A 26,976-nucleotide genomic window follows, 5' to 3' on the forward strand; every position below is an offset into this window, starting at 1 on the left:
GCTACAACAAGTCCGCCTGGCCGAGGGCTTTTCGGTGGCTGCTCGAAGGCATCGCCGACGGGTGAAACGCTTGAAGCTCTAAGGGCATAAAAGGAAGAAAAGCCGTCGGCCCAAAAGCTTCTCAGTGCGATTCCACCGTGCGACACGAGCCAACTTGCCGCGCTAGTGGACGGTGAGCGGTACGGCAACCAGATTTGCCAAACCGACGTGCTCCGCATGCTCGATGAATTCGGCMATGGCTTCGGTATCAGTCGCAAATGACCTCAACCAAATTGTGGAGGTGCCGCCTTCCAGCTCCAGCGTCCAACCGTCATTCTCGATCCTATAGATGGCGACCTCGACCGTAAGATCACCGACCTGGACGCTGCAAGAARGGGGGGAGCGGGTAATCCTGCGGTGCTCGTTCATGGCCGTGATTGCTTCCTCTGGCGATAGCAAGCGGCGGGAGTTTCGGGGGCGACGTCGGCTCTCGAATATAATCTAAAGCTGGCAGAAATGAAAAAGGCCAAGCATGAGCTTGGCCTTCCTCGAAGGACTGCTGCGACAATGCCAGTACATCCGTGGTCATCGTCGACGAGGCAGTCTGATTAGGCGGCTTGGAGCTGCTCCGCAGCCATTTTGCCGGACTTGTTGTCCCGGGCGACTTCGAAGCCGAGCTTCTGGCCTTCCGCAAGGTCGCGCATTCCAGCGCGCTCGACGGCGGAGATATGGACGAAGACGTCCTGGCTGCCGTCGTCAGGCTGGATGAAGCCGAAACCCTTGGTGGAGTTGAACCATTTCACTGTGCCGGTGGTCATAAGAAACCCTCCTTTTGGCAAGACCTGTCGCTCGCCAAGCGAGTGCCCGGCGAGTTCAGAACGATTTCGAAAGGGGGAACTTATCAGAAACGCGCTGAGCGCGAAAATAACAACGACCGTCCAAGCAATATCGACAAAAATCAACTTATAGAAAACAACCGATAAGGTCAATCTTTTTGTTAAATCATTTCTCTAGACGCAACATGTGAACTCGGTAATTCGTTTCAAAATATATGCTTTATTTCACATATCGGGGCGAAATTACAAAAAATATCCTTGCGCTTGCCCCATTGCGAGGGGACGCGCGCCGTGGATCCGCCCTCTACCGCTTACGCAAATTCTTGGGATCCGTGACGCCCGCTCCTAACCTACAAGGCGGACGATCGTCTCCGCATTTATGGGCAGCACCATACAAAAGGTCTTCTATCCCGATTTTATGCGGGCTAGGCCCGACCGCATTGTGCTTTGCGACGTAGGTCCGCTTGCGGGCAAGAAGTCGAGTCGGCTCTTGGCGCGCTCCGTCAGGATTATCGCGTCTTGAGGCTTGAAGGGTCGCCAGAGAGCCAAATGACGTCTTGGTCCGGAAAGAGTCATACCTCGCTGCGCGATGTGCCATGACAGGCCTTTTCGGCTGTCGACAGCTCTCGGAGCGAAAGCGGGTCCACGGATCTTTCCATGGCTATAGCAAAGCCCGACCGGGCTCACATGCTCCTCTTAAGTGACTGATAGCACGTGCCTCGACGTCATTGGAAACTATTCGCCCCCCCAAGGGACCAAGCGGCCGGCTTAAGAACGGGCGTAGGCTGCCGGCAGCCTGCGACAGCCGGCTCGGGGCTGGCTTTGCCGAAGAGAAAGCCTTGATCTCGAACCAGGCTGCGGCCGCGGGCTGGCGGGAGGGGGCGCCAAGTCCGGCAAGCCGGCGTCAGTGGCGAAATGCCCTCGCGGCGAACCCTCATGAATGGATAAGGGTATGGCACCCTAACGAATTTCTAATTGTAACATGAACAATTCTTTTCAATTATACGCAACAACCATGGCTGGCGCCAGTTAAGTCGGTTCACAGCCGAAAGCTCTCCATGACAAAGACCGTCGTTCTTGTCGTCGAAGACGAGCCCATTATCCGCATGAATGCGGTCGCACTGATCGAAGACGCGGGCTACGACGCCATCGAAGCGGCCAACGCTGACGATGCCATCCTTCTTCTGGAGACGCGGCCCGACATCCGTGTCGTGTTCTCCGATATAGAGATGCCCGGGTCGATGGACGGCCTGAAGCTGCTCCATGCTATCCGCGAGCGATGGCCTCCGGTCGTTCTCATCCTTGCATCGGGCCGCGTATCGCCCTTGGCCGACGAAATGCCCTCCGGCACCGTCTTCTTACGGAAGCCATATGCCGAGACCTCAGTCCTCGATGCCATTCAAAGGGCCGATACCCGGGCGAATCCGACGCAGACGTGTTGAACGGCCTTTGGACGTCGGTCGGCGATGCGATCGGTCTCCACACTGTCGTTTCGGAAGGAGCTGCAGGAAGCTTCAGGCCGATGGAGCCCAACCGTAGGTCGCAAGCACAGCCCCGTAGAAACAGCCGGACGCCGCGAGGACGAAGACGTGCCAGATGGCGTTCTGAAACGGAAGGCTCCGCCAGACGTGGAACAGGACGCCCACCGTGTAGAGAACGCCGCCCGCCAGCATGAGCCACAAGGTGACCGCCGGAAACTGCGCAACGCGCTCCCACACGATCACGCCGCTCCAACCGAGGCAGAGATAGAGCACGATCGAAACGCGATCGAACCGGCCCGGCAGAGCAAGCTTGAGCAGGACGCCGGCGAGCGACGTGATCCATACGGCAGCCAACAGGGATTGCGCCACGACGGCTTCGCCGAGCTTCATCAGGAAGGGGGTGTAGGTACCGGCAATCAAGACGTAGATGGCTGAATGATCAAAGCGTCGCAGCAGCCACTTCATGGGCGAGACCGGCCACATGTTGTAGAGGGCGGAAACGCTGAGAACGGCAATCAACGCAGCGCTGTAGATCCCGACAGAAACCAGATCGGACAGCGAAGCCGTCGCGAGCACCCTTGCGATCAGGATGGCGACCGCACCCAGCCCCAAGGCGATGCCCAGCACATGGACGACGCCGTCGGCCCAAAGCTCGGCGCGGGTGAATTCGAAGCGCCCATGCGTTGGTTCGCGCATGTCAGATTCCTTCAAGCCTTGTCAGGAGATCGGGAGAAATCGGCCTGCTCGCCCACGCCATCGAAGCGGGACATCTCCTATCGCCGGGACAAGCGCCTGACATTCAAGCGCACTTTGGAGCGATACGCACGCACGATTCCGATGGGAGGCGCCCCTGCCGCGAGGCTCGAAAAAGCCTGCTGGGCCGCCGCCAGTTTCTCGGTCACCATCAACTGCGCCTCGCGACCAGCGGCAGATCCACCGGCTGACAGCCTGATGGTGCGCAGCCATATGGCCTGCTGCGCTTCGGCGGCGAGCATCGAGAGCTCGTAGAAAATCTTGAACATCAGAGCCTGCCCCCTCGCAAAGAAGCTCAAGCCGGGCGCAGGCAGAATGTTCCGTCGCTCTGGTGGCCTTCAGCAGATATCCGGCACGATCGCCTGCGCGATCTCCGGCAGGTGCAGCGCCGACCGCGTGAGTAGAGCCCCGCTCGCCTGGGGGGCCCTGAGGCGCATTCAGCCCGTCCCGGCGTCAACGTCCTTGCGCGGCTTGGTCGAGGGCAGCGCGCCGGCCCCCGGCGTCGCGTCATGGTTCGTCGAGCCCTCCGTCACATGGGGGCCTGCCGCGGGCATCGTCTTGTCGGGCTTCCCGACGGGCTTCTTGTCCGTGCCTTCAATCCTTTCACGGGCGCGGTCGAATTCGCTGTCTGGTTTCTTGGCGGGGGTCATCGAACTGTCCTTTTTGATCGAACACGGATTTCGGCCGGCATCGACGCGGTGAATCGCGGGCCATCGCTCCCGGGGAAGCGGAGGTAAACGCCGTGCATGCGGCGTTATTCCCTGTGCGATCGTTCGATGTGTTGTCGCGCCGGCAGATCGATCGACGCTGCCCTGTCTGGGCCTCGTTCGAGGCGATGCCAGGCCGGGTTCATGGGGTGTTCCGAGCCGCCTCTCATCTTAACCCGGCAGCGGCCCCGGATGTTCCGGGATGTCGCAATCGCAACGCAGCAAGCTGCCCCAAGCCTGCGGAGCACGGGAAGGCTCGCTGCGCATCCAAACGGTCAAAGCCCCCTCTCCTGCCGGGGCTTCAGGCTCCAGGTTGCGAAGCTCGTGACGTTTGGCGAGCAGCCGCTGCGTCTCTCCGCGCTGCGCGAACGGACATGACAGCCCGGAGATGCAGACGCAGGCGCGCTTCGATGCCCCTATCCTCCCGTATTCTGGACGATGCCCGCCTGTGGCCGAAGCGCGCCTTGTGCAGCCGCTCGCTATTTGACGCGCTCGACAGTCCAGCCCGCCCGGCTGATCTCGGCTTGCGCCATCGGCGTAAGCGTGCCGTTGCTCGCCAGCACCGGAGCCTTTCCATCGCCAGGGTTCACAGACGAGACCTTGCCGAACAGGCCCGCGACAGTCTCGGTCCAGGCGATCTCGTCGAGCGGGAAAAGGGCCAGCAGACGGCCGTCCTTCAAGCGGTTCAGCGGGAAGCCGCCAACCCCGACGAACGGGCCGATGCCGAGAGCCTTGGCGTTGGACGCGAGCAGCAGGGCGCGGCTGCGCTGGAAATAGGCCTCTTCACGCGTCGTTGCCTCAGCCGCCTTCGCCACGAAGAGTGCGTTTCCGCCGACCTTGAGCGAGGCCAGGGCCTTTGTGATCAGCAACAGGTCGGTCGGCGTATACGATCGGTTCTGGACGAAGCGCTCCGCAAGTGCGCGAGAGACCTTCATGCGCGTTAGCATGCCGATCACCTGTTCCACGATCTGGGTCGAGGTGCGTTCGGCCAGAGTTGCCCGAACGCTATCGACGGTCGTCGTGGAACTGATGGCGACACCGGCGCCCCCCGGGATCGCCAGCATCATGCCCCTGACGGAAAGCCCGCCCATCGCGCTGGCTGCGGCAATGTCGTTCAGCTTGGCGGCCAGCGGCGGGAAATCGGTATAAGGATCGACGCCCAACTGGACGGCCAGCGCCCGTCGCGCTGCATCGACGCCCAGAATACTGCCGGCAATGCTGTCGCGGTTGGCGCTGGTGTTGGCGATGCCGGTTCCAATCCGGCTGAACATGTTGGCGACACCTGAAGCGGATTTCTTCAGCGTCTCCGCTGGCGAGGTGATGAGGTCGGCGCCGAAGCGCAGGGGAGCAGTGGCTTGCCGCTCAAGCGACTTCACGAAAACATCCGATGCGGACATTTCGTTCAGCTTGCGAAGGGCCGACAATTCGCGGATCCGCTCACGCATCAATCCTTCGCCGGCTATGTCGAAAGTGCCGAATGCGGTCTTGAGCACAAAGAGTCGCAACAGGCCGTCGCTGTGCACCTCGGGGTCGACGCGATAATTCGGACCGGAGGCCTGCGCGCCAAGCACTGAAGCAGCGCTGACCGTTGGCGGGGTTTCGAAGGCAGCGGCGAGGCCTGATCCGAAGACGGTCAGAACAAGCCCGAGGAGAGCGCCAAACGGCCTGGCGCCGCGCCGCAAAGCGCGCCCCTGGGCCGATCCGAAACCAATAGCCAGACGCATGAAAAGGCCCCCCGGAGCGATTGCTCGACGGCGACATTACGCACGTCCAGCCCCTGCCCGTCGAGACCGCGGGCACCAACGCCACAGGTGTCGAGGATGGGTCGAAGCGGTGGTGGGCGGGCTGAAGGCCCGGCTTGCCGGGAGATTGCAGTCGCCGGGCCAGACCTGGCGCAAGTTCTGGCCAATGCTGGCGACGTCGAAGACGAATAGCGGCGCCGTATCCGCCTCTGCTATTTCAGAAGCGGATCGTAGCTCTGCCTGAAATTTCAGGCAGAAATGGTGATGGCAACCTTTCCGCGATGCTGCCCGCTGCGCAGCCGGTCGAACGCGTCCTGCGCCGCCTCGAAGGCAAAAATCTCGTCGATAAGCGGCTTGACCCCAGTCGCCATCGCGGCTTTCAGATCGGCGACAGAGCCAACGTAAACTCCGCGGAGATCGATAGCCTTCATCAGGATTGCGCCAGTGTTGATCTCGCCCGCGACGCCAGTGAGAACGCCAACGAGCGCAATTTCGCCCCCGGGCCGAGCTGCCAACAGCGCCTGGTTCAAGGTACCGGAGCCGCCAACCTCGACCACGAAGTCGACGCCCTCTCCGCCCGCCATTCCTGCGGCAACCTCCCCCCAATTCGCTGTGGTGCGGTAGTTGATCGTCGCTTCCGCGCCCAGCTTGCGGGCCCAGGCCAACTTCTCGTCGGAACTGGAGGTGACGATCACACGCGCCCCGGCGGCTCGGGCGAACTGCAGCGCGAAGGTCGACACGCCGCCGGTGCCTTGTATCAGAACGCTATCACCGGGGCGCAAGCCGCGGCCGCCGAACAAGCAGTTCCAGGCCGTAACGCCCGCACAAGGGTATGCTGCAGCCTCTTCGAAGCTCCAGGCATCAGGGAATGGGACCGCAGCGGCAGCCGGCAGGACGATCTGCTCGGCGAGCACGCCATCAACGAATCCGCCGCCGAGCGCGGTCGCCTGCTTGCGGGCCGCGAACGAGCCGTCCAGCCAGCCAGGCATGAAGCCGAGCACGACGCGCTCGCCAATCCGATCGCGAGACACGCCATCTCCAACCTGGGTCACGATGCCGGCGCCGTCGGAAAGCGGGACGAGATCGTGCTTCTGGTCCCCAGGATAGCGTCCTTCCCTGACGATCAGATCCCGATAGTTGAGCGTGGCCGCCTTGAGGTCGACGAGCACCTCTCCTGGGCCCGCCGTCGGTGCGACGTCCTCGTGCAGCGTCAGCGGGGCGTTCGTTCCGTTCATTCGATAAGCGCGCAATGCCGTCTCCTTGGGCTGTGTTGGCGCGCTAGACCTAGGCAGGTAAGGACATATTCGTAAGTACGATCAAAAGGCACATGTACTATCATGAATGATACTGTCAGGCAGGCCCGCCGCAAGGCGACCCGGACGGGCTGCGCAGTCGAGGCGACCCTCAGCGTCATGGGTGGAATCTGGAAGCCCGTGCTGGTGTTCCACCTTCTCCAGGGACGATTGCGCTTCAATGCGCTGTGCCGCCTGACGCCGAACGCGACGCCCCGGATGGTGACGATCCAACTCCGCGAGCTCGAGGCCGACGGCGTCGTATGCCGCACCGTCTACCCCGAGGTGCCGCCGCGCGTTGAATACGAACTGAGCGAGTTTGGCCGCACGCTGGAACCCGTTCTGATCAGCTTGCGAAACTGGGGCGAAGCTTTGCAGGCCAGGGACCAAACCGAAGCGGCACGGAGCTGCCCTCCGCGGTGAGGGCGCATTCGGTCGAGGCGGTATCGAGCCATCGTTGAGCGGGCGCTGACATCGCGAATGTCGGAGTTGGCCCATAGCGGACGCTCTTGCGAACGTCGCAACCCCGATGCCATGCTTCCCGACTGGACGCCTGCGGGAGTGAAGCGAGGATGCACAGCGGCTCATGCCTTTGTGGTGCTGTCAGCTTAACAGTGGCTGACACTCTGCCAAATCCCAACTTCTGCCATTGTCGTATGTGCCGCAAGCACTCGGGCCACCACTTCGCGTCCACTGATGTGCCTAGGACTGCCTTGACGATTGTCGGCGAGGAGAAGCTGACGTGGTTTCAATCGTCGGAGAACGTCCGACGCGGCTTCTGCTCGGCATGCGGATCGTCTCTCTTCTGGGATCGGTCGGATCGGGGTTGGATCGCCGTGGCAATGGGTGCGTTCGACGGACCGACAGAGACCACTGCAAATTTGCATATCTACGTCGCCGACAAGGGGGACTACTACGAGATCGCAGACGGCCTGCCGCAATACGACACCGTTCCACCGCGCGGCTGAGGTGTTGAGAGCGAACGTCCGGTCGCCGGCCGACGCTGCCCATCCCGTCTGCGAATATCCGGTTCCGGGCAAGGCGCCAACATCCGCTCCTGGCGCGAGGCAGTCTTGAGGCGGCCCAGCGCCCTTGCGGGCCGAAATCGCTGGCAGTCGATAGTGGCGATCGGCTCGAACTCGCCCGTCACGCACGAAATCGATCATGCGCCGTCAGCCGCACCGTCAGCGGCTCGGCGTCTGCCCAGCCATAKATGTCGGTGCGGAGATAACGGAGTTCCTCGTCATGGAGCTCTTCGTCGATTTCGATCCACCAGGCTCTGGGCCGTCCGTCGCTCCCATCCGACCATCGATAGCCTCGCCCCTTGAGGTGATCCTTCATGTCGAAGGGAGCATTTTCCGCGTAGATGCGGATTCTGCTGCGCGCGCTCGATCGCAACAGCTCGGAGAATGGTCGCGTTCCACTGGCTCCCACCGGTCTCGCCAGGACCTCCAGGAGGGCATTGCAGTCATCCGTTGCGCGGTGCCCCTCATGGAACAGCCCGGACTGACCGACGAGATATCCCAGCTTGTTGCCTTCAAAGCCTAAGTCGGCCCAGCTAATTTCCCTGACGGAGCAGGCCCAGGCTTTTGAGGCGAAGACTGGCGACAGCCGCTCGCAGAACGGGCGATCGAACGCAGCATTATGGGCGATGACGAGATCGGCAGGTTCGATGAAGGCATCGAGCGTCGCGATATCGATGGCGTGACCGGCGACCATCTCGTCGGTGATGCCGGTCAGCCGCGTAATTTCCGCGGGGATGGGCACCGATGGCTCGCGTAAGCCGCCGTAGATGCCAACGACATCCCCGATCGCTCCCTCGTCGTCATAGGTGAAACCAACGGCGCCGATTTCGATGATCTCGTCCCGCGCGTGCTGCAGGCCCGTCGTCTCCGTATCGACCAGCACCGCGAGGTTCGGGAAGGCGCTCTGCGCGCGCGGGACGATGGGGCGAGGCACGAGCTTTCGCAGCACCTTGAAGCGGCCAGTTTGCTCCAGCCTTCGGGCAGCCTCTTCATCAGCGCCGCCGGGCGACAGCGGCACGGTCTCGAGCCTGCGCTTTCTCGGTGCCGGTCGTGGCGTCTGCCGGTAGCCCGGTGCGTCATCGAACAGATCAAATTGGGAGGATGCCATCTTCATGCCGCGACTCTAGCCGTCTTCTTCGCCGCCGACTGCCCACCAGTCGTTCACCAGGATATAAAACCTGGTGACAGCGAGCCATCGGGCCTCGCAAGACCCGGTTCAATGTCCACCGCATTCGCTGATCGAACTGCGGCGCCACTCCGTGCGTATCTGGTCGCAGGCAAATCGATCTCTGGCACCAACATGGCGCCCGGCTGCTTCCTATCTCCTCTCGCCATGACGAGAGTGAGGCGAAGGCGTCGATCGCACGCCCGCTGCATTGCCCCAGCCTGAGAAGCAAAGGGACGCTCAGCGTACATCGAGCCTGCACAAGCCCCCTGCTCTGCCCAGAACTTCAGGCTGCCCGCGCCCCTGAACGGACGGCTATCTCACGCGCCGCGGCCGTCCCGGCCGCTTCGTCCCCTCGCCTGGCAAGGCGCTCGCGATCGGCTTCACATGGGCCAGGTGGCGGGGCGAGTCGTTGCGGTAGTCCAGGATCTCGTCGAAACGGCTCATCAGGATTTCGGATGGCCGCAGGATCTGCTTGATGCGGATGTCGCGCGCGGCCTCGCCATCGCGCCGGCGCAGCGCTTCGACAAAGGCGAGCGAGGTTTCCACGGTGGGCGGAAACCCCTCGAACAGCGAGTAGAGACGGACGATCGGCCCGATCTGACGCCAGAGGCTCTGGATGATCGGCAATGTCGCCGGCCGCTGCGCGGCCTCGTAGAGCGTGAAGAAGATCTGCTTGTTCAGCACGAGGAAACGCTCGCTGCGGAAGACCCCGAGCTCGTTCATCTCGTCGATCGCGCGTGCCACGTCCCGGACGTTCTTATCCGTCAGATGCGCAACTGCGGCGGCCGTCACATCCCCTTCGAGCAGCGTGCGGACATGCGTGATCTCCGCGAATTCCGACTTCGTCGGGCGCCAGACGCGGACCCCCTTCTGCGGCTCGACAAGAAGAGCGCGTTCGGCGGCCAGGCGGCGTACGGCATCGCGCACCGGCATGATGCTGGTCCCGAACTGGGTTGCGAGATCGTTGATATTCAGCGCTTCGCCCGGCCAGAAGGCCCCTGTCATCAGCGCATCGCTCAGCTGGTCATAGACCAGATCCTGAAAGCTTGTCGCCGCCACCGGCTTGAACATGACCATCCCTTTCCGCGGGCCGATGCTGCCCGAGCGATGCACGCATATCACGAACCGGGCCTCCGTCTTGACACCCCGCTTCGGCCCTAACTAATATCTTAGATATCAATATAACAAGAGGGGAAGGCGCATGAGTTCGTCATTGAGGCATTTCGCGGGGCCAGCCGCGGTCGTCGCCGGCATTCTCGCTTCCATCTGCGTCGCACCGGCCAGCTTTGCCGCGGACAAGGCGACGATCCGCATCGGGGCCGACTATGACAGCCTTGACCCGGTCAAGACCGTGACGTCGGACGGCTATCAACTCGTCAACGTGCTCTATGACCGCCTTGTCGCGCTCGACGACAAGGGCGCGCCCGTGCCGGCGCTCGCCGAATCGTGGAGCGGCGACGCGAGCCGCACCGTCTTCAAGCTGCGCAAGGGCGTCACCTGTTCCGATGGCACCCCGCTGACCGCGACCGCGGCCGCCGCCGCGCTGACCCGCCTCGGTGCCAAGGAAACCAATGCGCCGATGGCCTATCGCACCGTCGGCATCGCCGGTTATTCCGCCACCGGGGACGACGCCGCCGGCACGGTGACGCTGACCATGACCGCCCCCTTCAGCGACCTGCTGATCGGGCTGGCGATGCCCTGGGCCTCGATCGTTTGCCCCTCCGGGTTGAAGGATACCGAAGCGCTCGGTTCGACACCGAGCGGCACCGGGCCCTACACGCTCGACAAGGCGGCCTCGGTCCGCGGTTCGCACTATGTGCTGAAGCTTCGCCCGGACCATGCCTGGGATTCAAGCGGAGCGACAGGAAAGGACCCGGGGCGGCCCGCGACGATCCAGGTGCGCGTGATCAACAACAACACGACGGCGGCGAACGAGCTGCAGTCCGGCACGATCGACGTCAGCCTTGTCACGGGCCGCGACATCAACCGGCTGAAGGCCGCGAAAGCGCTCGATTTCCTCGATGCCAAGCCCTTCGGCATGCAGTTCATGATGTTCCAGCATCGCGACGGCTATCCCACGGCCGACGTGCTGGTCCGCCGCGCCATCGCAACCGCCATCAATCGCGATCTCGCGACCCGCGCCGCCACGGCCGGCAACGGCCTGACGGCCACGAGCTATATCAGCCCGCTGGTCGCCTGCTACGAGCCCAAGACGGCGGATCTCCTGCCGAAGCCGGATGCGGAGGCGGCCAAGGCCCTGCTGAAGCAGGCAGGCTATGCGCCGGGATCCGATGGGATCTTCGCCAAAGACGGCAAGAAGCTCAGGCTGCGCCTGATCGGCCAGCCCGGGCTTCAGGGCTCGGCCCCAGAATACATCCTTGAAGCGCTGCGCGCGATCGGCGTCGAGGTCGAGCTCCGCAACATCACGCTTCAGGAGACCGCCTCGGTGATGAGCGGGCCCGATTGGGAAATCGGCGTCTTCCCCTTCGGCCCGCCGATGCCGAGCGCCAATACCGTCGTCCCCTTCGTGAGCGGCAAGGGCTCGAACCACGGCACGATCGAGAATGCCCGCTTCGCGGCGGCACAGGCCGCGGCGCTCGCCTCCTCCCCCGACAGCCCCGAACGCTGCGCCCGCTGGAGCGAGGCACAGCTCTCGCTGCTCGAGAACATGAACATCCTGCCGCTGTTTGGCGGCGTGAACACCTTCTTCTCGCGCAAGGGCGTCCGCTTCACCATCGGCGGACCGTTCGTGATGGATATCCGCTCGATCCGCGTCGGCAAGTGAGCGCAGCATGATGACGCGCGGCCGACCGCTCTCCAGGTTCCTGCTCGGGAAGGCCGCGCAGATCGCCGCGATCCTTTTTGCCCTCGTGCTCCTGACCTTCCTGATGGTGAAGATGATCCCCGGCGATGCAGCCAGCCGCATCGCCGGGCCGGACGCCGACGCCGCCTATCTCAGCCAGCTGCGCAGCGAACTCGGGCTGGACCAGCCCTTCGCCGTGCAGCTCTGGAACTATGTGGCGGGGGTAGCGCGCGGGGATTTCGGCGTCTCGCTCGCCACCCGCCAGCCGGTGATCGAGCTCATCCGCGATCGCCTGCCCTATACCGCCGCGCTTGCCGGGCTCGCGCTCGCCTTCGTCGTGGTGGTCGGCTTCAGCTTCGGGCTGGCGGTCGCCATCGCGACGCGCGACGACCGCCTGCCCTGGCTCGACCATGGCTTCACGATCGTGACCGGTACGCTGGGCGCGATCCCGGAACTGCTGGCCGGCATCTTCCTCGGCTATGTCTTCGCCGTCTCGCTCGGCTGGCTTCCGATCTCGGGCGCCGCCGGCCCCGGCTCGGTCATCCTGCCCGCGCTCGCGATCGGCCTGCGGCCGGCGCTGAATCTCGCCCGCGTCGTGCGGGTCGAGGCGCGGCGGACACTGCGGGCCGATTTCATCCGCACCGCCCGCAGCAAGCGGCTGCCCGCCTGGCGCATCTATCTGCGCCATCTCGCGCCCAATGTGGTCACGGCGGCGCTGACCATTGCCGGACTGGTCTTTCCCTTCCTGATCGGCGGCGCCGTGATCGTCGAGAACATCTTCGCCTGGCCGGGCCTGGGCACCGCCATCGTGCGGGCGGTCGTGACCGCGGATTACCCCGTCGTCCAGGCGATCGTCGTGCTGCTCGGCCTGCTCGTCCTCGTCACCAACATGATCGTCGACGTGCTTCTCGCCATCGCCGACCCGCGCAGCACGGTCCGCACATGACCGGACGGCTCAACCTCGCATCCCTGCTGGCCGGTATCGGGGCCATCCTCCTGCTCGCGACCGCGCTCGTCGCCCCGGCGCTGTTTGCCGACGTCGTCAGCCGGATGGATGTCGCGGCCGCCGGAACGGGCCCCTCATCCGAACACTGGTTCGGCACCGACGATCTCGGGCGCGACGTCTTCGCCCGCACGCTGGCGGCAACGCAGCTCTCGCTCGGCCTGGCGCTGGCGGCAACGGCCATCCGCGTCGTGCTGGGCGTCGCGATCGGCATGTGGCTGTCGCTATCGGGCAGCCTCGCCCGGTCGATCGGCACGCGGATCATCGACACCGCCCTGTCCTTCCCCGCGATCCTGATTGCGATCGTGATCACCACGATCGTCGGCCCGAGTATCGAGGGCGCCGTGCTCGGCGTCGGCCTCGCCGGCGTGCCGACCTATGCGCGGCTCGGCTACACCATGTCCTCGGCCATCGTCGGGCGGGACTATGTCGCCGCCGCAAAAGCACTCGGCCTCGGCCGCATCGCGATCCTCTGCCGCCATGTCCTGCCGAATATCGCCGACACACTCGCCGTCAGCACCGCGACCTCGCTTGGGCTGGCGATCGTCGAGATCGCGTCGCTGAGCTTCCTCGGCCTCGGCGTCAACCCGCCGGCCTTCGACTGGGGCCGCATGCTGATCGAGCGTCGCCTTTCCGACCGAGGGCTCCCAGACGATCGCGGCGGTTCGCAATGTAGGCTTGAGCATCGGGCGTGGCGAGACTGTCGGGCTCGTCGGGGAATCCGGCAGCGGCAAGACGCTGACCGCCATGGCGCTGGCCGGGCTCACCGGCTATCCGGCCCGGGTCTCCTCCGACCGGATGCTCTTCACCGGCGAGGATCTGACGGCGATGAGCGGGGCTCTGCGCGAGCGTCTGCTCGGCACCGGGCTCGCCGTCGTCTTCCAGGATCCGAGCACCTCGCTGAATCCGGCTTTGCGCATTCGCGAGCAGATGACGGAAGCCGTGCGCCATCATCGCGGCCTGTCTGAAGAGGAGGCCAGCGCGCTCGCGCTGGAACAGCTCGCGCTCGTCGGCATCACCGAGCCCGGCCGGCGGCTCGACCAGTATCCGCACGAATTCTCCGGCGGCATGCGGCAACGGGCGATGATCGCCATGGGGCTGATGATGCGCCCGTCCCTGATCGTGGCGGACGAACCCACGACCGCGCTCGACGTCACGGTCCAGGCCCAGATCCTCGCACTGCTGCGCGAGGCCAATGGCCGGGACGGCACCGCGATCCTGATGATCTCGCATGATCTGGCGGTGATCTCGCAGGTCTGCGACCGCGTGCTGGTGATGTATGGCGGCCGCATCGTCGAGAGCGGCCCGGTCGAGCAGGTCATCGGCGATCCCGCCCACCCCTATACGCGGGCCCTGATTGGCGCGATTCCCGACCTCGACACGCCGCGCGGACAACGCCTGGTCGAAATCCCGGGCCAGCCGCCGGTGATCGGCGCCTTCCCGCGCGGCTGCTCCTTCCAGGAGCGCTGCCCCGCCCGCCACGGCGCCTGCGCCGTCTCGGAACCGCCCCAGACGGAGATCGGATCAGGCCGCGTCGTCGCCTGCTGGCTGCATGCCGCGCCCGATGCCGAGCCCGACGCCAAGTCCGAGACCAAGTCCGATACCAAGTCAGAGGCTGTAGCATGACCGGCCTGTCCGCGACCGATATCCGCGTGCGCTTCGGGGCGATGCTGGCGCTCGACGGCGTCAGCATCGCGATCCCGCCCGGCGGCACGCTTGGGCTCGTCGGCGAGTCCGGCTCCGGCAAGTCGACGCTGGGGCGCGCGCTCCTGCGCCTCCACGATCTCACTGGGGGCCGGATCATGCTGGACGGCGAAGACGTGACGCGCGCGGCAGGGGCTCGCCTGAAGGCTTATCGCCGTCAGGTCCAGATCGTCTTCCAGGACCCGTCCGCCTCGCTCGATCCGCGCATGACCATCGCACGCGCGGTCGAACAGGGCATGCGGCTGCGCGGCGAGCGCGACCCGAATGCACTGGGGCGCCTGCTCGACACGGTTGGCCTCTCCCGCACCGTCGCCTCGCGCCTGCCGCATGAATTATCCGGCGGCCAGCGCCAGCGCGTCGCGATCGCCCGTGCGCTCGCGGTGCGCCCATCGATCATCGTGCTCGACGAGGTCACCTCCGCGCTCGACGTCTCGGTCCAGGCGCTCGTGCTCAATCTGCTGCGCGATCTGCAGGCGGAACTGCGCCTGTCCTATCTGTTCATCTCGCACAACATGGCGGCCGTCAGGGCCATGAGCGACGAGGTCGCCGTGATGTATCGCGGCAAGCTCGTCGAACAGGGCCATGCCGACAGCTTCTTCGCCGCGCCCTCGCACCCCTATTCGCGCAGCCTCCTCGAGGCCGTGCCGCGTCTCCGACACATGCGCGAGCCCCCCGCCTCCGCCCCCGGCCCTTTCGGCCCGGGCTGAAAATCGTTGCGCGTCCGCGTCTCCAGGCTTCCCGAGGATACCGATCATGTCTGCCGAAATCAGCTTTCCCGCCCGCCTCGCAGAGCTTGCAGCCGAGGCGCCGGACATCGTGGCGATCACCTTCGTCGATCGTGACGGGCAGGAGACGGACGTGACCCGGCGCGACCTGCATCTGCGCGCCACGCGCCTCGCCCGCGTGCTGGCGCAGCGCGGGGTCGGCCCGGACACCATGGTCGTGACCGGCATCCCCAACAGCATCGAGCACATCGCCATCGCGATTGCCGCCTGGCGCTGCGGCGCCTGCACGGTGGCCCAGAGCGCCCGTGCGCCCGAGCGCGAATTCGCCGAGACGCTGAAGCTTCTCGACGCAAGGTTCGTGATCGCCGACCGCGCGGGAGCCGACATGAGCCATACCGAGATCCGCGCCGTCAGCCTGGACGACAGCCGCGACGCGGAGCCGGTGCCGGACCGGGTCGCTCATCCCGGCAAGGCGACCGCCTCGGGCGGTTCGACCGGCCGCCCAAAAATCATCGTCTATCCCCACCCTTGGGTCCGCGTGCCCGGCGAGATCGGCGATATCAGCCATATCGGCTTCCGCTCCGGGCAGATCCAGTTGGTCTGCGGCCCGCTCTACCACAACGCACCCTTCACCTGGGCCCATTTCGGCCTGTTCGAAGGCCATCGGCTGATCCTGATGGAGCGCTTCGATGCCGCGCGCGTGGTCGATCTGATCGAGCACCATCGCTGCAGCTTCATGTTCTTCGCGCCGACGATGATGCAGCGCATCATCCGGCTGCCGGAGATCCAGTCGCGCGATCTCTCCAGCATCGGCTCGATCTTCATCACCGCGGCGATCTGCCCGGTCTGGCTGAAGCAGGCCTGGGTCGACCTGATCGGCGCTGAGAAACTGCAGGAATCCTACGGCAGCAGCGAAGCCGTCGGCTACGCGCATATTTCCGGGCCGGAATGGCTGAGCCATCGCGGCAGCGTCGGGCGGGCCGGCGATGGCGACCTCAAGATCCTGGACGCCGAATTCAACGAGGTCCCGACCGGGGAGATCGGCGAGATCTTCTTTCGCCCGACCCATTATCCCCGGCCGACCTATGCCTATATCGGCTCGCCACCGGCCAAGACGACGCCGAACGGCTATACCAGCGTCGGCGACATGGGCCATGTCGATGCCGAGGGCTTCCTCTACATCGCCGACCGGCGCACCGACCTGATCATCAGTGGCGGCGTCAATGTCTATCCCGCCGAGGTCGAGGCCGTGCTGACCGAGCATGCCGCCGTCGGCGACGCCGCCGTGGTCGGCCTGCCCGACGCGGACTGGGGTCGGCGTGTCCACGCGATCGTGGAACCGGTCGACCCGTCCGGCACGATCGCGCTCGACGAACTCTACGCCTGGATGCGCGAGCGCCTGTCGGCTGCGAAGATCCCCAAGACGATCGAGTTCACCTCCGCCTTGCCGCGCGACCAGTCCGGCAAGATCCGCCGCAGTGCCCTGATCGCGGCCCGTACCCCCGAAGGATTGAGCCAGTGACGATGCGTCCCGTCTACATCGCCGGCGCAGCGGAAACGCCGTTGGGCGAGGTCCACGACCATAACGAACTCTCGATGATCGCGCTGGCCGCGGCTGAGGCCCTGGCGGAAGCCGGAATGTCGATCCGCGACGTCGATGGCCTCTTCGTCAACTATATGGGCGAGGAAGGCTCGGTCCAGGTCGGGGAATATCTCGGCATCCAGCCGCGCTACGCCGATTCCACCGATTTCGGCGGCGCGGCCTTCGAAGCCCATGTCCACAAGGCGATCGCGGCCATCAATGCCGGGTTCTGCGAGGTGGCCCTGATCACCTATGCCTCGCGCCAGCGCAGTCGCCGCGCCCGCCATCGCGAGCCGCCTGCCGGCGGCATGGGCGTGCCGATGCTGCAGCAGCTCGAGGTTCCGACCGGGTTGCCGGCACCGATCGGGCGCTACGCCCTCTATGCGGCAAGGCACATGCACCTGTTCGGCACCACGCGCGAGCAGATGGCGGAAGTCGCCGTCGCCTCCCGGATGTGGGCGATGCGCAACCCCAAGGCCTGGAGCCGCAAGCCGCTGAGCATCGACCAGGTTCTGTCCTCGGCGCCGATCTGCGATCCGCTGACCCGTCTCGACTGCTGCCTCGTCACGGATGGCGGCGGGGCGATCGTGGTCACCACCGCCGAGCGCGCCCGCGACGCCGCCAAGAAGGCCGTGCGGGTCATCGGCGCAGCGCAGAGCCAGAACCACTGGCTGGTCTCACAGATGCCGGATCTCGACCGGGAGGGCATGCCGGGGCGGCGCTGCGGGCCGGAGGCCTTCGCCATGGCCGGCATCCGGCCGGTCGATGTCGACGTCTTCCAGCCCTATGATTCCTTCACGATCAGCGTGCTGATCGCGCTCGAGGACCTCGGCTTCTGCAAGCTCGGAGAAGGCGGCGCCTTCGCGCAATCGGGCGCATTGCGCCCCGGCGGCTCCCTGCCCTCGATGACCTCGGGCGGCGGGCTCTCCTACAATCATCCCGGTGCGCTCGGCCTGATGTTGCTGATCGAGGCGGTCCGCCAGCTGCGAGGCGAGGCCGGCGAACGCCAGGTGCCCGGCGCGCGCATCGGCGTGGCCCACGGCACCGGCGGCTTCCTGTCAACTGCGAGCACGGTGGTTCTGGCCAATGACTGATCACGCCTTCAAGGTCGAGGACCCCTTTCTCTGGCCGTTCTGGGATGCTGCCAGCGAGAGGCGCCTCTCGGTCCAGCGCTGCCGCGGCTGCAGCCAGCATCAATTCTACCCGCGGCCGTTCTGCCTGTCCTGCGAGGGCCGCGAGCTCGACTGGGTCGATGTCGCTGGCGCGGGAGAAGTCTATTCGATCACCACCGTGCGGATCCCGGTCTCCGATCTCCTGCCGCCGCCCTATCAGGTCGCGCTGGTGACGCTCGATGCCGGGCCGCGCCTCCTCGCGGGCATCGATGGCCCCGACTGCAGCATCGGTGACCGGGTCAGTCTGGTCTGGCGCGAGCGCGAGGACGCGCCGCCCTTCCCCGCCTTCGAGAGGGTCGCCCCATGAGGCTGCGCGACCGCGTCGCCATCGTCACCGGGGCCGGGCGCGGACTGGGGCGGGCGCATGCGCTGGCGCTGGCCGCGCAGGGCGCCGCGGTGATCGTCAATGATCGTGGGGCTGCGCTCGACGGCGCCGGCCGTGACGCCGGCCCGGCCGAGGATGTCGTCGCAACCATCCGCGGGCTCGGCGGGCAGGCCGTCGCCAGCGGACATGACGTTGCCGACTGGGACGAGGCGGCGGCACTGGTCGCCTTCGCCGTGACGAGCTTCGGCCGCCTCGACGTGCTCGTGAACAATGCCGGCATCCTGCGCGACCGCACGCTCGCCAACATGTCGGAGGCCGAGTGGGACGCCGTCATCCGCGTTCATCTCAAGGGCCACGCCGCGCCGGCGCGCCATGCCCTCGCCTATTGGCGCGAGCGCCATAAGCGCGGCGAAGCGGTCTCCGCCAGCGTCGTCCATACCAGCTCCGCCTCCGCCTTCGCCGGCAATGTCGGGCAGGCGAACTATGCCAGCGCCAAGCTTGCCGTCGTCGCCCTGTCCTCCACGATTGCGCTGGAGGGCGCCCGCTACGGCGTCCGCTCCAACGTCGTCTCGCCTTCGGCGCGCACGCGCATCAGCGAGGCCACGATCGAGGATGCGCCCGCCGATGGCAGCTTCGACGTGATGGCGCCCGACAATGTCTCTCCCCTCATCGCCTGGCTGGCGGAAGCCGCCTGCCCGGCCAACGCGCAGGTCTTCCACCTGATCGGGCGGGAGGTCCTGCTGATGGACATCGCGGCGGTGGCGCAACGCGTGCGCGCGCCGCGCCGCTGGTCGCCGGAGACCCTCGACGCGGCGCTGCGCGGACGGATGCTGCCGCCGCGCGACATCAACATCTTCCTGAAGGAGCAATTGCTGTGAACGAACCCTCACAATCCCCTCTCGTCGCCGTGATCGGGGCCGGCATCATGGGCACCGGCATCGCCCAGTCGCTCGCGCTCGCCGGCTGTCGCGTGCGCCTGAACGATATCGCAGAGCAGCGCCTGCAGGCCTCGCTCGACAGGATCGAGCACGGTCGCTTCGGCCTGCGCCGCGGGGTCGAGCGCGGCAAGCTGACCGCCCAGGCGGCCGACGAAGCGCTCGCGCGCATCACCACGACGGTGTCGCTGGAGGAAGCCTGCGCCGGGATCGACCTCGCCGTCGAGGCCGTGCCGGAAGACCTGACCTTGAAATGCGAGGTCTTCCGCCGGCTCGACCTGGCCGCGCCGCCCGTCGCCATCCTGACCTCGAACGCGGCGGGACTGCCGATCACGGCGCTCGCCTGGGCGACCGGCCGGCCCGAGCGCGTGCTGGGCTGGCACTGGGCCCAGCCGGTGGCGGTGATCCGGCTGGCGGAGCTCGTCGCCCATCCCCGCACGGCGCAGGATGCGCTCGACTATGTCAGCGCACTGGCGCGCCGCTGCGGCAAGAACCCGATCGTCGTCAAGGACCAGCCCGATAGCTGGGGCTATGTCGCCAACCGGATCAACCGCGCCGTCCGCATCGAGGCGCGGCGCGTGGTCGAGGAAGGCGTCGCCTCGGAAGACCAGGTCGACGAAATCATGCGCGACTGCTTCCGGTGGCCGATGGGACCGTTCGAGATGCAGAGGCCCGGCTCGATGTGAGCTGAAGCCGCCCTGCGCCAGGTCTGGCCGCCTCTATGCAGGCGGCCACGTGGCCCTCGCGACTGGCCGGAGCCCGATCCCGGTGCCTGGCCGAGCGATCGGCGGGTTGCAAGGAAGGGCGATGTTCAGGTGTGGGGGGTGTCGGACCGGAAGATATCAGCCTTGCGCGGCGTGGCGGTGGGCCGTTCGATCGATAGGGTCACGTCCGGCGCCTCATGCCCCATATGCAGATCAACGAGGCTGGCATTCAGCGCTCTGTCAGCTGCGGTCTGGCGATAATTGAAACGCAGATAATCGTGCCAGGTGGGCGTGTGGAACGACTCGGTCCAGACGGCGGTATCGCGCAGATTGCGCGTCAGAATCCATCTCCGGGCGCCGTTGCGCCCTTGGGCGCGCCGGCGCTGCAGCATCAGGGCGAGAAAGTTCTCAATCTGATCGGCGGCGATCCGATACTCGATCCTGACGGCAATCGGACCGCTTCGCGGCTTCAGATCGAGGTTGATGGCGGGCGCCTCGAAGGTCTCGTGCGTCGAAACATCAGAATCCTTGCGCTGATGGATGGGCAGGAGCAACCCGAGAACGGCGACGCCAAGAGAGGCTGCGCTCGATGCCTGCAAGGCAAAACTCAAGGAATAGCTCTCGGTGACCATCCCCCAAAGCCAGCTCCCGGCGGCGAGCCCGAGTGAGGTGAGCGCGTAATAGAGCGAAATCGTCCGGCCGACGACCCAACGGGGGCTCGCCCATTGCACGCTGATGCTCAGGCCCGACCAGCCCAGGACCCATCCGGCGCCGCCGAGCATGAGGGCAACCGCCGCGACAGCCGGGGTTTTCGTCAGCGAAAGACTGATCGTGCATGTCGCGCAAGCGATGCAAGCCAGCTTCAGGAGCTGTTCGTCCGACAGCTTTCGCCTGAGCGCTGTCGAGGTCAGGCCCGCCAGCAGCGCTCCTGCGCCGAAGCCGGCCATCAGGGTGCCATAGGCGACGGCTCCCTGTTTGAGCTGATCACGGACCACCAACGGGAGTAGTGCGAGAATGGCGATGCCCGCGAGCCCGAACAGAAAGCCGCGGGCGAGCGCCGTCTTGATCTCCGAAGACAGCGACGTGAAGCGAATGCCGTCGGAGATCGCCGTCAGCATCGCTTCGGGTGGCAGTCTCGAGGTTGGGACTTTCCACCGGGAGCGCCAGACCACGATCAGCGGCGCGAGATGGCCAAGGGTGTACAGGCAAAACGCCGTCAAGGGGCCGAAGGACGCGAGAATGATGCCCCCGAGGGCCGGCCCCACGCTGCGCACCGTGTTGAACCCGACGGAGGTCAGCGTAACGGCCGCTGCGAGATCCTTTCGATCGACGATATCGCCCACGGACGCTTGCCAGGCCGGGTCGTTGAAGGCGATGCCGCAGCCCGCGAGGAAGCTGAAGAACAGGATGATCCAGGGGTTGATCATGCCAAAAGCGACGAGGATCGTCAGCGCAGCGGCGGTCACGGCCATCAAGGACCGCGCCGCCAGCATCACCTTGCGCCGATTGAAATTGTCGACGATGGCCCCGGCGAAAATCGACAGAATGAAAGCGGGCAGGTTCGTCGCGGCCTGAACCAAGGCAACCATGACGCTGGACGGCGTGATGGTTGCCATCAGCCAGCTCATCGCGATGGTCTGGATGAGCCATCCCATCCCCGAGATCAGCCCGGCGAGCCAGATCGCCCGGAATGTCAGGTTGTTGAGAGGCGCAAACGGCCCAGTGCCTGCCGCAGGCTTCTGCACATCCATGACCCGGCTCTTTTCCGACGTCTGCTTCTGGGCGCCGGCGTTGATTCCGAGCGTAATTCCTGACTCTTACGTCACGATGCCTGTTTGCAAAGCGCCAAGAACGCAGGTTGCACCATCGTCCAGCGACGGATGCCGGCCGTGCGGCGTCACGATCCCGGCCGTCGCAACACGCCGGAAGCCGACGCTGGCCCATCGTTGCACCCGTCGCGTCGGTGCGTCATCCGCCGGCGGCGCTGTCCCGGAAGGTCTGAACCGCCTCGGCGGCAAGGGTGTTGATGGATTTGGAGCCATCGCTCATCAGGCGAACGATGATGCCACCAAGTTTCGCTTTCGCAGCATCGGCCTCGTCGCCGATGAGGCGGTTGTCGCGGCTGACGGCATCCCAGGCACGCGCCTGGATCGACTCGGCAACCAGCATCTCCTTCGAATTAAGGACACCGGGGAAGCGGACATTAACAGTCGACATCGGCAGGTCTCGATCGCTCCAAGAAGACGCCCGTACGGTCGGGGGCGCACGAGCAGATCGATTCCGACGCGGACGAACTGCACGGGCGTACCAGCCTGGGCGGCAACCAAACGCTCAATCGGGCAAAGAGTTCCGGCGGCGCGAGTGGAAAAGCGTTCGCCTCTTCACCGCGTCATGCGAAGCGAGCCACCACCCGCTTCAACCGAGCCTGACAGGCTCGCCTCCTGACCAGAAAGGCGGGCAACGACCCGCTCGCGCGAGTACAGCGTGACATTGCCTCCTGAGAAACTCCAGAGGTTGACGGTCTCAAGCGGAGATCCCGCACAACCACTCACGGAGGCCTTGTAGAGGTCGATGGAGGACGTGGTGGAGAGTTGAATTCTGCAGGCCTTTCCGCTGGCATCCACAGCTCGCCAGGCCCCGGCGTAGGCTGATGGGCTGGATGCAGGTGGAATCGCCTGCGAGGCAGAGGGCTGGTTTGTCGCAAGTCTTCGCGCAGGCTGCGGTCGCTCTTCGATCACCTCTCCCTCCCGGGCAAGCTCGCCGTCCTCATAAGGCTCCGGCGCGAAATCAGGACCCGAGGCAACAGGGTCTGGTGGTGGTCCAACCACGACGCGTCCGGCGGGAGGTGCGACATCGGTCTGGAAGGAATCCATGCCGCCGTTATCGAAATAGGGTTCCGTGTCGACACCGTCATAGGGCGGCGCATCCCAAGGCGCGGGGTAAACAGGTGCCGGGCCATAGACGCTGCGTGGCCCCCAGGGGCCGGTCGAGTAGCTGGTCGGGTAGCCAACCGAATTGCAGGCTGTCAGGAGGACTGAGGATGCGGCAATCATGATGCGTCGCAGCGTCATCGAATACCTCGCTGGAAATCCGGTCCCTGACGGCAGGGCAGCGCTTGTTGGGGCTTTGACTTGATTTGCGACGATGCTGAACGGCGCACCGCCGCGTGAGGCGACGAAACAGGAGGGCGACCAAAGACTACCGCGGTTATGGCGATCACGCATCCCGGGTCGCAAGCGAGTGCCCTTGTCGCTACAGTTCGATCCATGACGAAGCAGGCCGCGAGGGCAACAATGTCGCGCAGTGTCTCAAGGTCCCTGACCGGCCTTGCCGTCGCTGTCGTGGCCGCCATCTCATGTCCGGCCGCATCCCGGGGGCAGGAACCGTCTCTGGCCGGCCAGATGAAGAGCCTGATTGCCATCCTGCGGGCCACCGCGTTCCGGCCCGAATGGAAGCTCCATCCTGACGAGTACGCGGCGAACGGCATCTCGCAGTTCTTCCCGACCGATCCGACGGCCGAATATTCGTGCCTGGAAAGTGGATGCTACGCGTTCGGCTCGATCGAAGCCCCTTTCAATCTCGCGATCATCCATGGGCCCGATGGATCGCTCTCGGCGAATTTTATCCTGAAGGAAACCGATCCCGCCAAAATGAACAGGGCCGACCGCTATCAGATCACACCGCTTTCCTACCTTGGCACAGCGTGCTTCTCGGTCGCCGCTGCCAATTATCTTCATAAATCAAAGCTGTATTTGGATCCCGATACGCTCTCGAAAGAGGTGGACTCTATTTTTATTGAAATGGAAAACAAGAATAATACTCAGGATTTCCAGCGCGGGATCATCGGCGGGTTAAAGTTATCGTTCCCCAAATATCGCGTAACGCTTGATCTTGCCAGCGAGATGCCAAATGTAAGTTGCGCGATCCTCTATGATGCCGAGGGTGGCATCAGCGAACTCGATTCAGTGGCAAACGAACTCGCGGGCCCCAACGCTGCACGGTAGTGCCAGTGCGGAAACGCGGCCCCTTCGAACCGTCGCCCCCCCGCGCGAGCTTGGCGATCGCGATGCCATCGCGTGGATGACGAAGGGTGATCGAACGACGTCAGGCAACGTCGATCTGCTTGACCAGCCTTACGCCGGCGCTGTGAACCACTTGCAGGGGGGATTCCATTCCTGCCGCTTTCAGCTTGGAGCGCAGGCGCGCCAGGAACGCGTCGAAACGCCGGCTTTCGGGATCGATCCGGGCGTGGCCGAACAGACCCATGATCAGATCCCGCGAAACCGTTTCGTCCGGTCGCGCCGCCAGATGCTCGAGCAGGATCACCTCCCGAACCGAAAGCTTCACCGATCTGGTGTCCGGCGAGCGCAGCGTTTGAGTGTGCCGATTGAGCCGCCAGGCCGCACCTTCGGGCGCCTCGATCGCACCCGCCCCTCGACCGCTTTCGGCTTCGACCGGCCCGCGGCGCATGCGTCGACCAAGATTGAGAATGGCCAAGGCTAGTTCCTCGGTGTCGACCGGCTTGGTGAGATAGAGATCGGCTCCTTCGGCATAGCCGCGCACGCGATCATCGCGACCGGTGCGCGCCGTCAACAGAATGATCCCCATCTCCCGCCGTGCGGCCATGTCCCTGGCCAACTCGAATCCGCTGACGTCCGGCAGGTTGACGTCCAGGACCGCGATGTCATAGCGCTCCTGCAGCAACGCCTTGTAGAACGCGATGCCGGACGGCGCCTCCGTGACATGCATGTTTCGCAGCCGTAGATAGTCGGCGAGGCTCTGACGGAGATCGTGGTCGTCCTCCACGAGAATGATTTTGAAATCGCGCGAGATCTCCTGTGTAGCGCCTTTCGGGCCGGCCACCGCGTCCACCATCATCCTGTGCATCCACCCCATCGCGACGAGATTCCGTTGACGCCGGCCCCGACAATCCTGCCCGCGACTGATGATGGAGCGGCGACGCGTTCCGGCATGGCCTCGGTCGCAGCCCTGCCGCCGCGGGACGGCCGTCCCCGCCTGTGGCTCGCCGTGCTGGCGGCGATGCTCGTACTCGGCATCGCATATCTAACCCAGGCGGAACCTCCGCCCCGACCTGCGCCCTYGCCCTCGCTGAACGGCACGATTTCCGTCCTGTCCGATCCCGCTTCGTCACTGTCGCTGGCGGAGATCCTCGATTCGGCCAAGCAGGCTGAGTTTCGGACTATCCAGGGGGCGCATGTCAACTTCGGCTTCACCCGGACCCCCGTCTGGATTCGGATGGAACTGCCCGGCCGGGTAACCAAACAGGCCATCCTTTCCCTGGCGCCAAACTTCCTCGATTACGTCGATATCTACACCGCCGCGCCGGATGCCCCCCTTTCGATCGAGCGGTTCACCCGGCACGAGATGGGGGATCGCCGTCCCCTGCCGCGGGACGGCCTTTCGGCGCTCGACTATGCCATTCGGCTCGATCTGGCCGAGGGTGCGACGACGCGGGTGTTCATCCGCGTCCGGAACGGTAATTCGGCGACCTATCTGCATCTGCGCCTGACATCAGCCGAAGACTACGCCGCCGGGGCCGCCCTGGATGCGAGTCTTTACGGTGCCTGGCTGGGTGGGATGGGCGTGCTGTTGGTGACCCAGCTCGTCTTCTTCTATTTCGACAGGAAGGCGCAATACCCGCTTCTGGCGGCCAGCACGCTTGGCATCATGCTGATTTACATGGGCAATCTCGGCTATAGCAGGGTCTATCTCTTTCCCGAGAATGGTGCCGCCAACGATGCCTTTCTCGGCTTCAATGCCTGGGCGGGCCTGACCGCCAGCGCAATCGCCTATATGCGCATCCTTGACCTGCGCAACCGGGCTCCGCTGTTGCACCGCCTCTATCAGGGAAGCGCAGCCGCCGGGCTCGTGGGCGTAGGCTTCGCCTTCGCCGGCCTGAACATGATCTTCGGCCCGATCGGAACGGTGCTGGGGATCGTCATGGCCTGCGTGAACATGGTGCAGGGCCTGAGGCAGTGGAGCGACGAAGGGGCCGCGAGCCGTCTCAGGGGCGCGGCGTTCTCGGCGCTGTGCGTCGGCGCCTTCCTGACGATGGCGCAGCGTCTCGGGGTTGCCTGGCTGCCGCATTGGGCCATCCACAGTTATGGCATTGCCGGCCTGTTTCTCACGGTCCTGCTGACGGGAGCCCTCGCGGTTCGGCTGCGGGATGCCGAAGCGCTGACCCTCCGGATGAAGGACGAGGCGCTGCGGCATGCGCAGCTTGCCGAGAACATCGCGGCGGGGTTGGTCGAGGAGAGAACGCGCGAACTCGTCGATGCCAGGCGCATCGCCGAAGACGCCCTGCATCTCGAAAAGCAGTCCCAGCTCCAGCAGGTCCGCTTTCTCGAAGTGGTGTCACATCAGTACCGGACGCCGCTCGCCGCCATTCGCTCGAGCATCGACAGCATCGGGCTCGCCTTGCAGCCCGATGACGGCGCCAACCAGGGCCGGATCGAGCGCATCCGCAGAGCGATCGCGCGGCTCGTCGAAATGCTGGAGATCAATCTCGCCCGCAGCCGGGTGCAGGGACCGTCCTTCCGCCCCCGGATCGCCCACGTCAATGCCGGCGCCCTCGTCGTCGCCGCCCACCAGCGCGCCTGCGATCTTCTCAGCGGCCCGACGATCAAACTGCTGATCGAGCCTCGGGCTGCGCAGGCGACGATCGTGGCCGATGAGGGCATGATGGAGCTCGTCATCATCAATCTGCTGGAAAATGCCGTCAAATTCACCGCGCTGAAAGGCAGCGAGCCGATCGCGCTCGCCTTGGGCCTGGCGGGAGAAGAGATCACCATCACCGTTACGGATCGCGGCTGCGGCATCCCGGCCTCCGAGCTTCCCGGGGCCTTCGTCCTCGGGGTGCGCGGGCGGTATTCGCAGGCCGTCGAGGGATCCGGCCTCGGCCTCTTTCTCGTGAAGAAGATCGTCACCGCCCATGACGGCCGGGTTTCGATCGAGAGCAGCGAAGGCGAAGGCACGACGGTGCGGGTCGCGCTGCCGACAGCGCCCTGACCGGGGCCTTT

General features: G+C 65.1%; 25 protein-coding genes and 2 pseudogenes. 15 read left to right on the forward strand and 12 right to left on the reverse strand.

What is annotated here, in order from left to right:
* Positions 1–587: 587 nt before the first annotated feature.
* Entirely contained in the window at positions 588–797 is a 210-nt protein-coding gene (locus tag AC1DRP_RS13200) for a cold-shock protein (protein WP_441507165.1), read from the reverse strand.
* A gap of 1,076 nt (positions 798–1,873) precedes the next feature.
* On the opposite strand from AC1DRP_RS13200, the gene AC1DRP_RS13205 reads away from it, so the two are divergent.
* Complete coding sequence (locus tag AC1DRP_RS13205) at positions 1,874–2,257, forward strand: response regulator (RefSeq protein ID WP_441507164.1); 384 nt, start codon at positions 1,874–1,876, stop codon at positions 2,255–2,257.
* Between the two features lie 72 nt (positions 2,258–2,329).
* Here AC1DRP_RS13205 and trhA read toward each other — a convergent pair whose 3' ends face one another.
* The 5 genes from trhA to AC1DRP_RS13230 all read right to left on the reverse strand — a co-directional run bounded on the left by trhA (position 2,330) and on the right by AC1DRP_RS13230 (position 6,748).
* Complete coding sequence (gene trhA, locus AC1DRP_RS13210) at positions 2,330–2,992, reverse strand: PAQR family membrane homeostasis protein TrhA (protein ID WP_476768673.1); 663 nt, start codon at positions 2,990–2,992, stop codon at positions 2,330–2,332.
* Between the two features lie 77 nt (positions 2,993–3,069).
* Positions 3,070–3,318: a hypothetical protein gene (locus AC1DRP_RS13215; protein WP_441507162.1), complete on the reverse strand. Its 249-nt coding sequence runs from the start codon at positions 3,316–3,318 to the stop codon at positions 3,070–3,072.
* 168 nt (positions 3,319–3,486) lie between these two features.
* Complete coding sequence (locus AC1DRP_RS13220; protein ID WP_476768674.1) at positions 3,487–3,699, reverse strand: hypothetical protein; 213 nt, start codon at positions 3,697–3,699, stop codon at positions 3,487–3,489.
* Positions 3,700–4,235: 536 nt separating this feature from the next.
* A complete protein-coding gene (locus tag AC1DRP_RS13225) occupies positions 4,236–5,480 on the reverse strand; it encodes a hypothetical protein (RefSeq protein ID WP_476768675.1) in 1,245 nt (414 codons plus the stop codon).
* A 266-nt stretch (positions 5,481–5,746) separates the two neighbouring features.
* Positions 5,747–6,748: a zinc-dependent alcohol dehydrogenase family protein gene (locus AC1DRP_RS13230; protein ID WP_441493615.1), complete on the reverse strand. Its 1,002-nt coding sequence runs from the start codon at positions 6,746–6,748 to the stop codon at positions 5,747–5,749.
* A gap of 87 nt (positions 6,749–6,835) precedes the next feature.
* Here AC1DRP_RS13230 and AC1DRP_RS13235 point away from each other — a divergent pair, with 87 nt between their 5' ends.
* A complete protein-coding gene (locus AC1DRP_RS13235) occupies positions 6,836–7,213 on the forward strand; it encodes a winged helix-turn-helix transcriptional regulator (RefSeq protein ID WP_441507158.1) in 378 nt (125 codons plus the stop codon).
* Positions 7,214–7,362: 149 nt separating this feature from the next.
* Positions 7,363–7,758, forward strand: coding sequence for a GFA family protein (locus AC1DRP_RS13240; protein WP_476768676.1), 396 nt, complete (start codon positions 7,363–7,365; stop codon positions 7,756–7,758).
* 178 nt (positions 7,759–7,936) lie between these two features.
* On the opposite strand, the gene AC1DRP_RS13245 is transcribed toward AC1DRP_RS13240, so the two are convergent.
* Positions 7,937–8,923, reverse strand: coding sequence for a 3'-5' exonuclease (locus AC1DRP_RS13245; protein ID WP_476768701.1), 987 nt, complete (start codon positions 8,921–8,923; stop codon positions 7,937–7,939).
* Between the two features lie 372 nt (positions 8,924–9,295).
* Positions 9,296–10,054 (reverse strand): GntR family transcriptional regulator, encoded by a 759-nt coding sequence (locus AC1DRP_RS13250; RefSeq protein ID WP_476768677.1) that lies wholly within the window; start codon positions 10,052–10,054, stop codon positions 9,296–9,298.
* 130 nt (positions 10,055–10,184) lie between these two features.
* Here AC1DRP_RS13250 and AC1DRP_RS13255 point away from each other — a divergent pair, with 130 nt between their 5' ends.
* From AC1DRP_RS13255 to AC1DRP_RS13300, 10 genes and pseudogenes are all read left to right on the forward strand, one after another.
* Positions 10,185–11,768 (forward strand): ABC transporter substrate-binding protein, encoded by a 1,584-nt coding sequence (locus AC1DRP_RS13255; RefSeq protein WP_476768678.1) that lies wholly within the window; start codon positions 10,185–10,187, stop codon positions 11,766–11,768.
* Between the two features lie 7 nt (positions 11,769–11,775).
* Complete coding sequence (locus AC1DRP_RS13260; protein WP_476768679.1) at positions 11,776–12,732, forward strand: ABC transporter permease; 957 nt, start codon at positions 11,776–11,778, stop codon at positions 12,730–12,732.
* A 104-nt stretch (positions 12,733–12,836) separates the two neighbouring features.
* Positions 12,837–13,397 (forward strand): annotated as a pseudogene (locus AC1DRP_RS13265) (ABC transporter permease); the annotation flags it as partial.
* A gap of 70 nt (positions 13,398–13,467) precedes the next feature.
* Positions 13,468–14,415 carry an ABC transporter ATP-binding protein gene (locus AC1DRP_RS13270; protein WP_476768680.1) on the forward strand — a complete coding sequence of 316 codons (948 nt, stop codon included), beginning with the start codon at positions 13,468–13,470 and terminating at the stop codon, positions 14,413–14,415.
* Positions 14,416–14,447: 32 nt separating this feature from the next.
* Positions 14,448–15,200: pseudogene (locus AC1DRP_RS13275) on the forward strand (ATP-binding cassette domain-containing protein); the annotation flags it as partial.
* Between the two features lie 46 nt (positions 15,201–15,246).
* Positions 15,247–16,740, forward strand: a complete 1,494-nt coding sequence (locus AC1DRP_RS13280) for an AMP-binding protein (RefSeq protein ID WP_476768681.1) — start codon at positions 15,247–15,249, stop codon at positions 16,738–16,740.
* Positions 16,741–16,742: 2 nt separating this feature from the next.
* Positions 16,743–17,894 carry an acetyl-CoA acetyltransferase gene (locus AC1DRP_RS13285; RefSeq protein WP_476768702.1) on the forward strand — a complete coding sequence of 384 codons (1,152 nt, stop codon included), beginning with the start codon at positions 16,743–16,745 and terminating at the stop codon, positions 17,892–17,894.
* Positions 17,887–18,279 (forward strand): Zn-ribbon domain-containing OB-fold protein, encoded by a 393-nt coding sequence (locus AC1DRP_RS13290; RefSeq protein ID WP_476768682.1) that lies wholly within the window; start codon positions 17,887–17,889, stop codon positions 18,277–18,279. Before AC1DRP_RS13285 ends, AC1DRP_RS13290 begins: the two co-directional genes overlap by 8 nt.
* On the forward strand, positions 18,276–19,175 hold the full coding sequence (locus AC1DRP_RS13295; RefSeq protein ID WP_476768683.1) for an SDR family NAD(P)-dependent oxidoreductase: 900 nt from the start codon (positions 18,276–18,278) through the stop codon (positions 19,173–19,175). Before AC1DRP_RS13290 ends, AC1DRP_RS13295 begins: the two co-directional genes overlap by 4 nt.
* Entirely contained in the window at positions 19,172–19,918 is a 747-nt protein-coding gene (locus tag AC1DRP_RS13300) for a 3-hydroxyacyl-CoA dehydrogenase family protein (protein ID WP_476768684.1), read from the forward strand. Before AC1DRP_RS13295 ends, AC1DRP_RS13300 begins: the two co-directional genes overlap by 4 nt.
* 125 nt (positions 19,919–20,043) lie before the next feature.
* Here the strand turns inward: AC1DRP_RS13300 and AC1DRP_RS13305 are convergent, their stop codons facing one another.
* The 3 genes from AC1DRP_RS13305 to AC1DRP_RS13315 form a co-directional block, all read right to left on the reverse strand.
* On the reverse strand, positions 20,044–21,687 hold the full coding sequence (locus AC1DRP_RS13305; RefSeq protein ID WP_476768685.1) for an MFS transporter: 1,644 nt from the start codon (positions 21,685–21,687) through the stop codon (positions 20,044–20,046).
* A 217-nt stretch (positions 21,688–21,904) separates the two neighbouring features.
* Positions 21,905–22,153 (reverse strand): hypothetical protein, encoded by a 249-nt coding sequence (locus AC1DRP_RS13310; protein WP_441507147.1) that lies wholly within the window; start codon positions 22,151–22,153, stop codon positions 21,905–21,907.
* Positions 22,154–22,317: 164 nt separating this feature from the next.
* Entirely contained in the window at positions 22,318–23,007 is a 690-nt protein-coding gene (locus AC1DRP_RS13315; protein ID WP_476768686.1) for an AprI/Inh family metalloprotease inhibitor, read from the reverse strand.
* A gap of 195 nt (positions 23,008–23,202) precedes the next feature.
* Here AC1DRP_RS13315 and AC1DRP_RS13320 point away from each other — a divergent pair, with 195 nt between their 5' ends.
* Positions 23,203–23,940 carry a hypothetical protein gene (locus tag AC1DRP_RS13320; protein ID WP_476768687.1) on the forward strand — a complete coding sequence of 246 codons (738 nt, stop codon included), beginning with the start codon at positions 23,203–23,205 and terminating at the stop codon, positions 23,938–23,940.
* A gap of 100 nt (positions 23,941–24,040) precedes the next feature.
* Here AC1DRP_RS13320 and AC1DRP_RS13325 read toward each other — a convergent pair whose 3' ends face one another.
* On the reverse strand, positions 24,041–24,814 hold the full coding sequence (locus tag AC1DRP_RS13325) for a response regulator transcription factor (protein WP_476768688.1): 774 nt from the start codon (positions 24,812–24,814) through the stop codon (positions 24,041–24,043).
* A 33-nt stretch (positions 24,815–24,847) separates the two neighbouring features.
* Between AC1DRP_RS13325 and AC1DRP_RS13330 the strand changes: the two genes are divergently transcribed.
* Complete coding sequence (locus AC1DRP_RS13330; protein ID WP_476768689.1) at positions 24,848–26,965, forward strand: sensor histidine kinase; 2,118 nt, start codon at positions 24,848–24,850, stop codon at positions 26,963–26,965.
* Positions 26,966–26,976: the final 11 nt, after the last annotated feature.

Source organism: Allobosea sp. 01N443, from assembly GCF_056399325.1.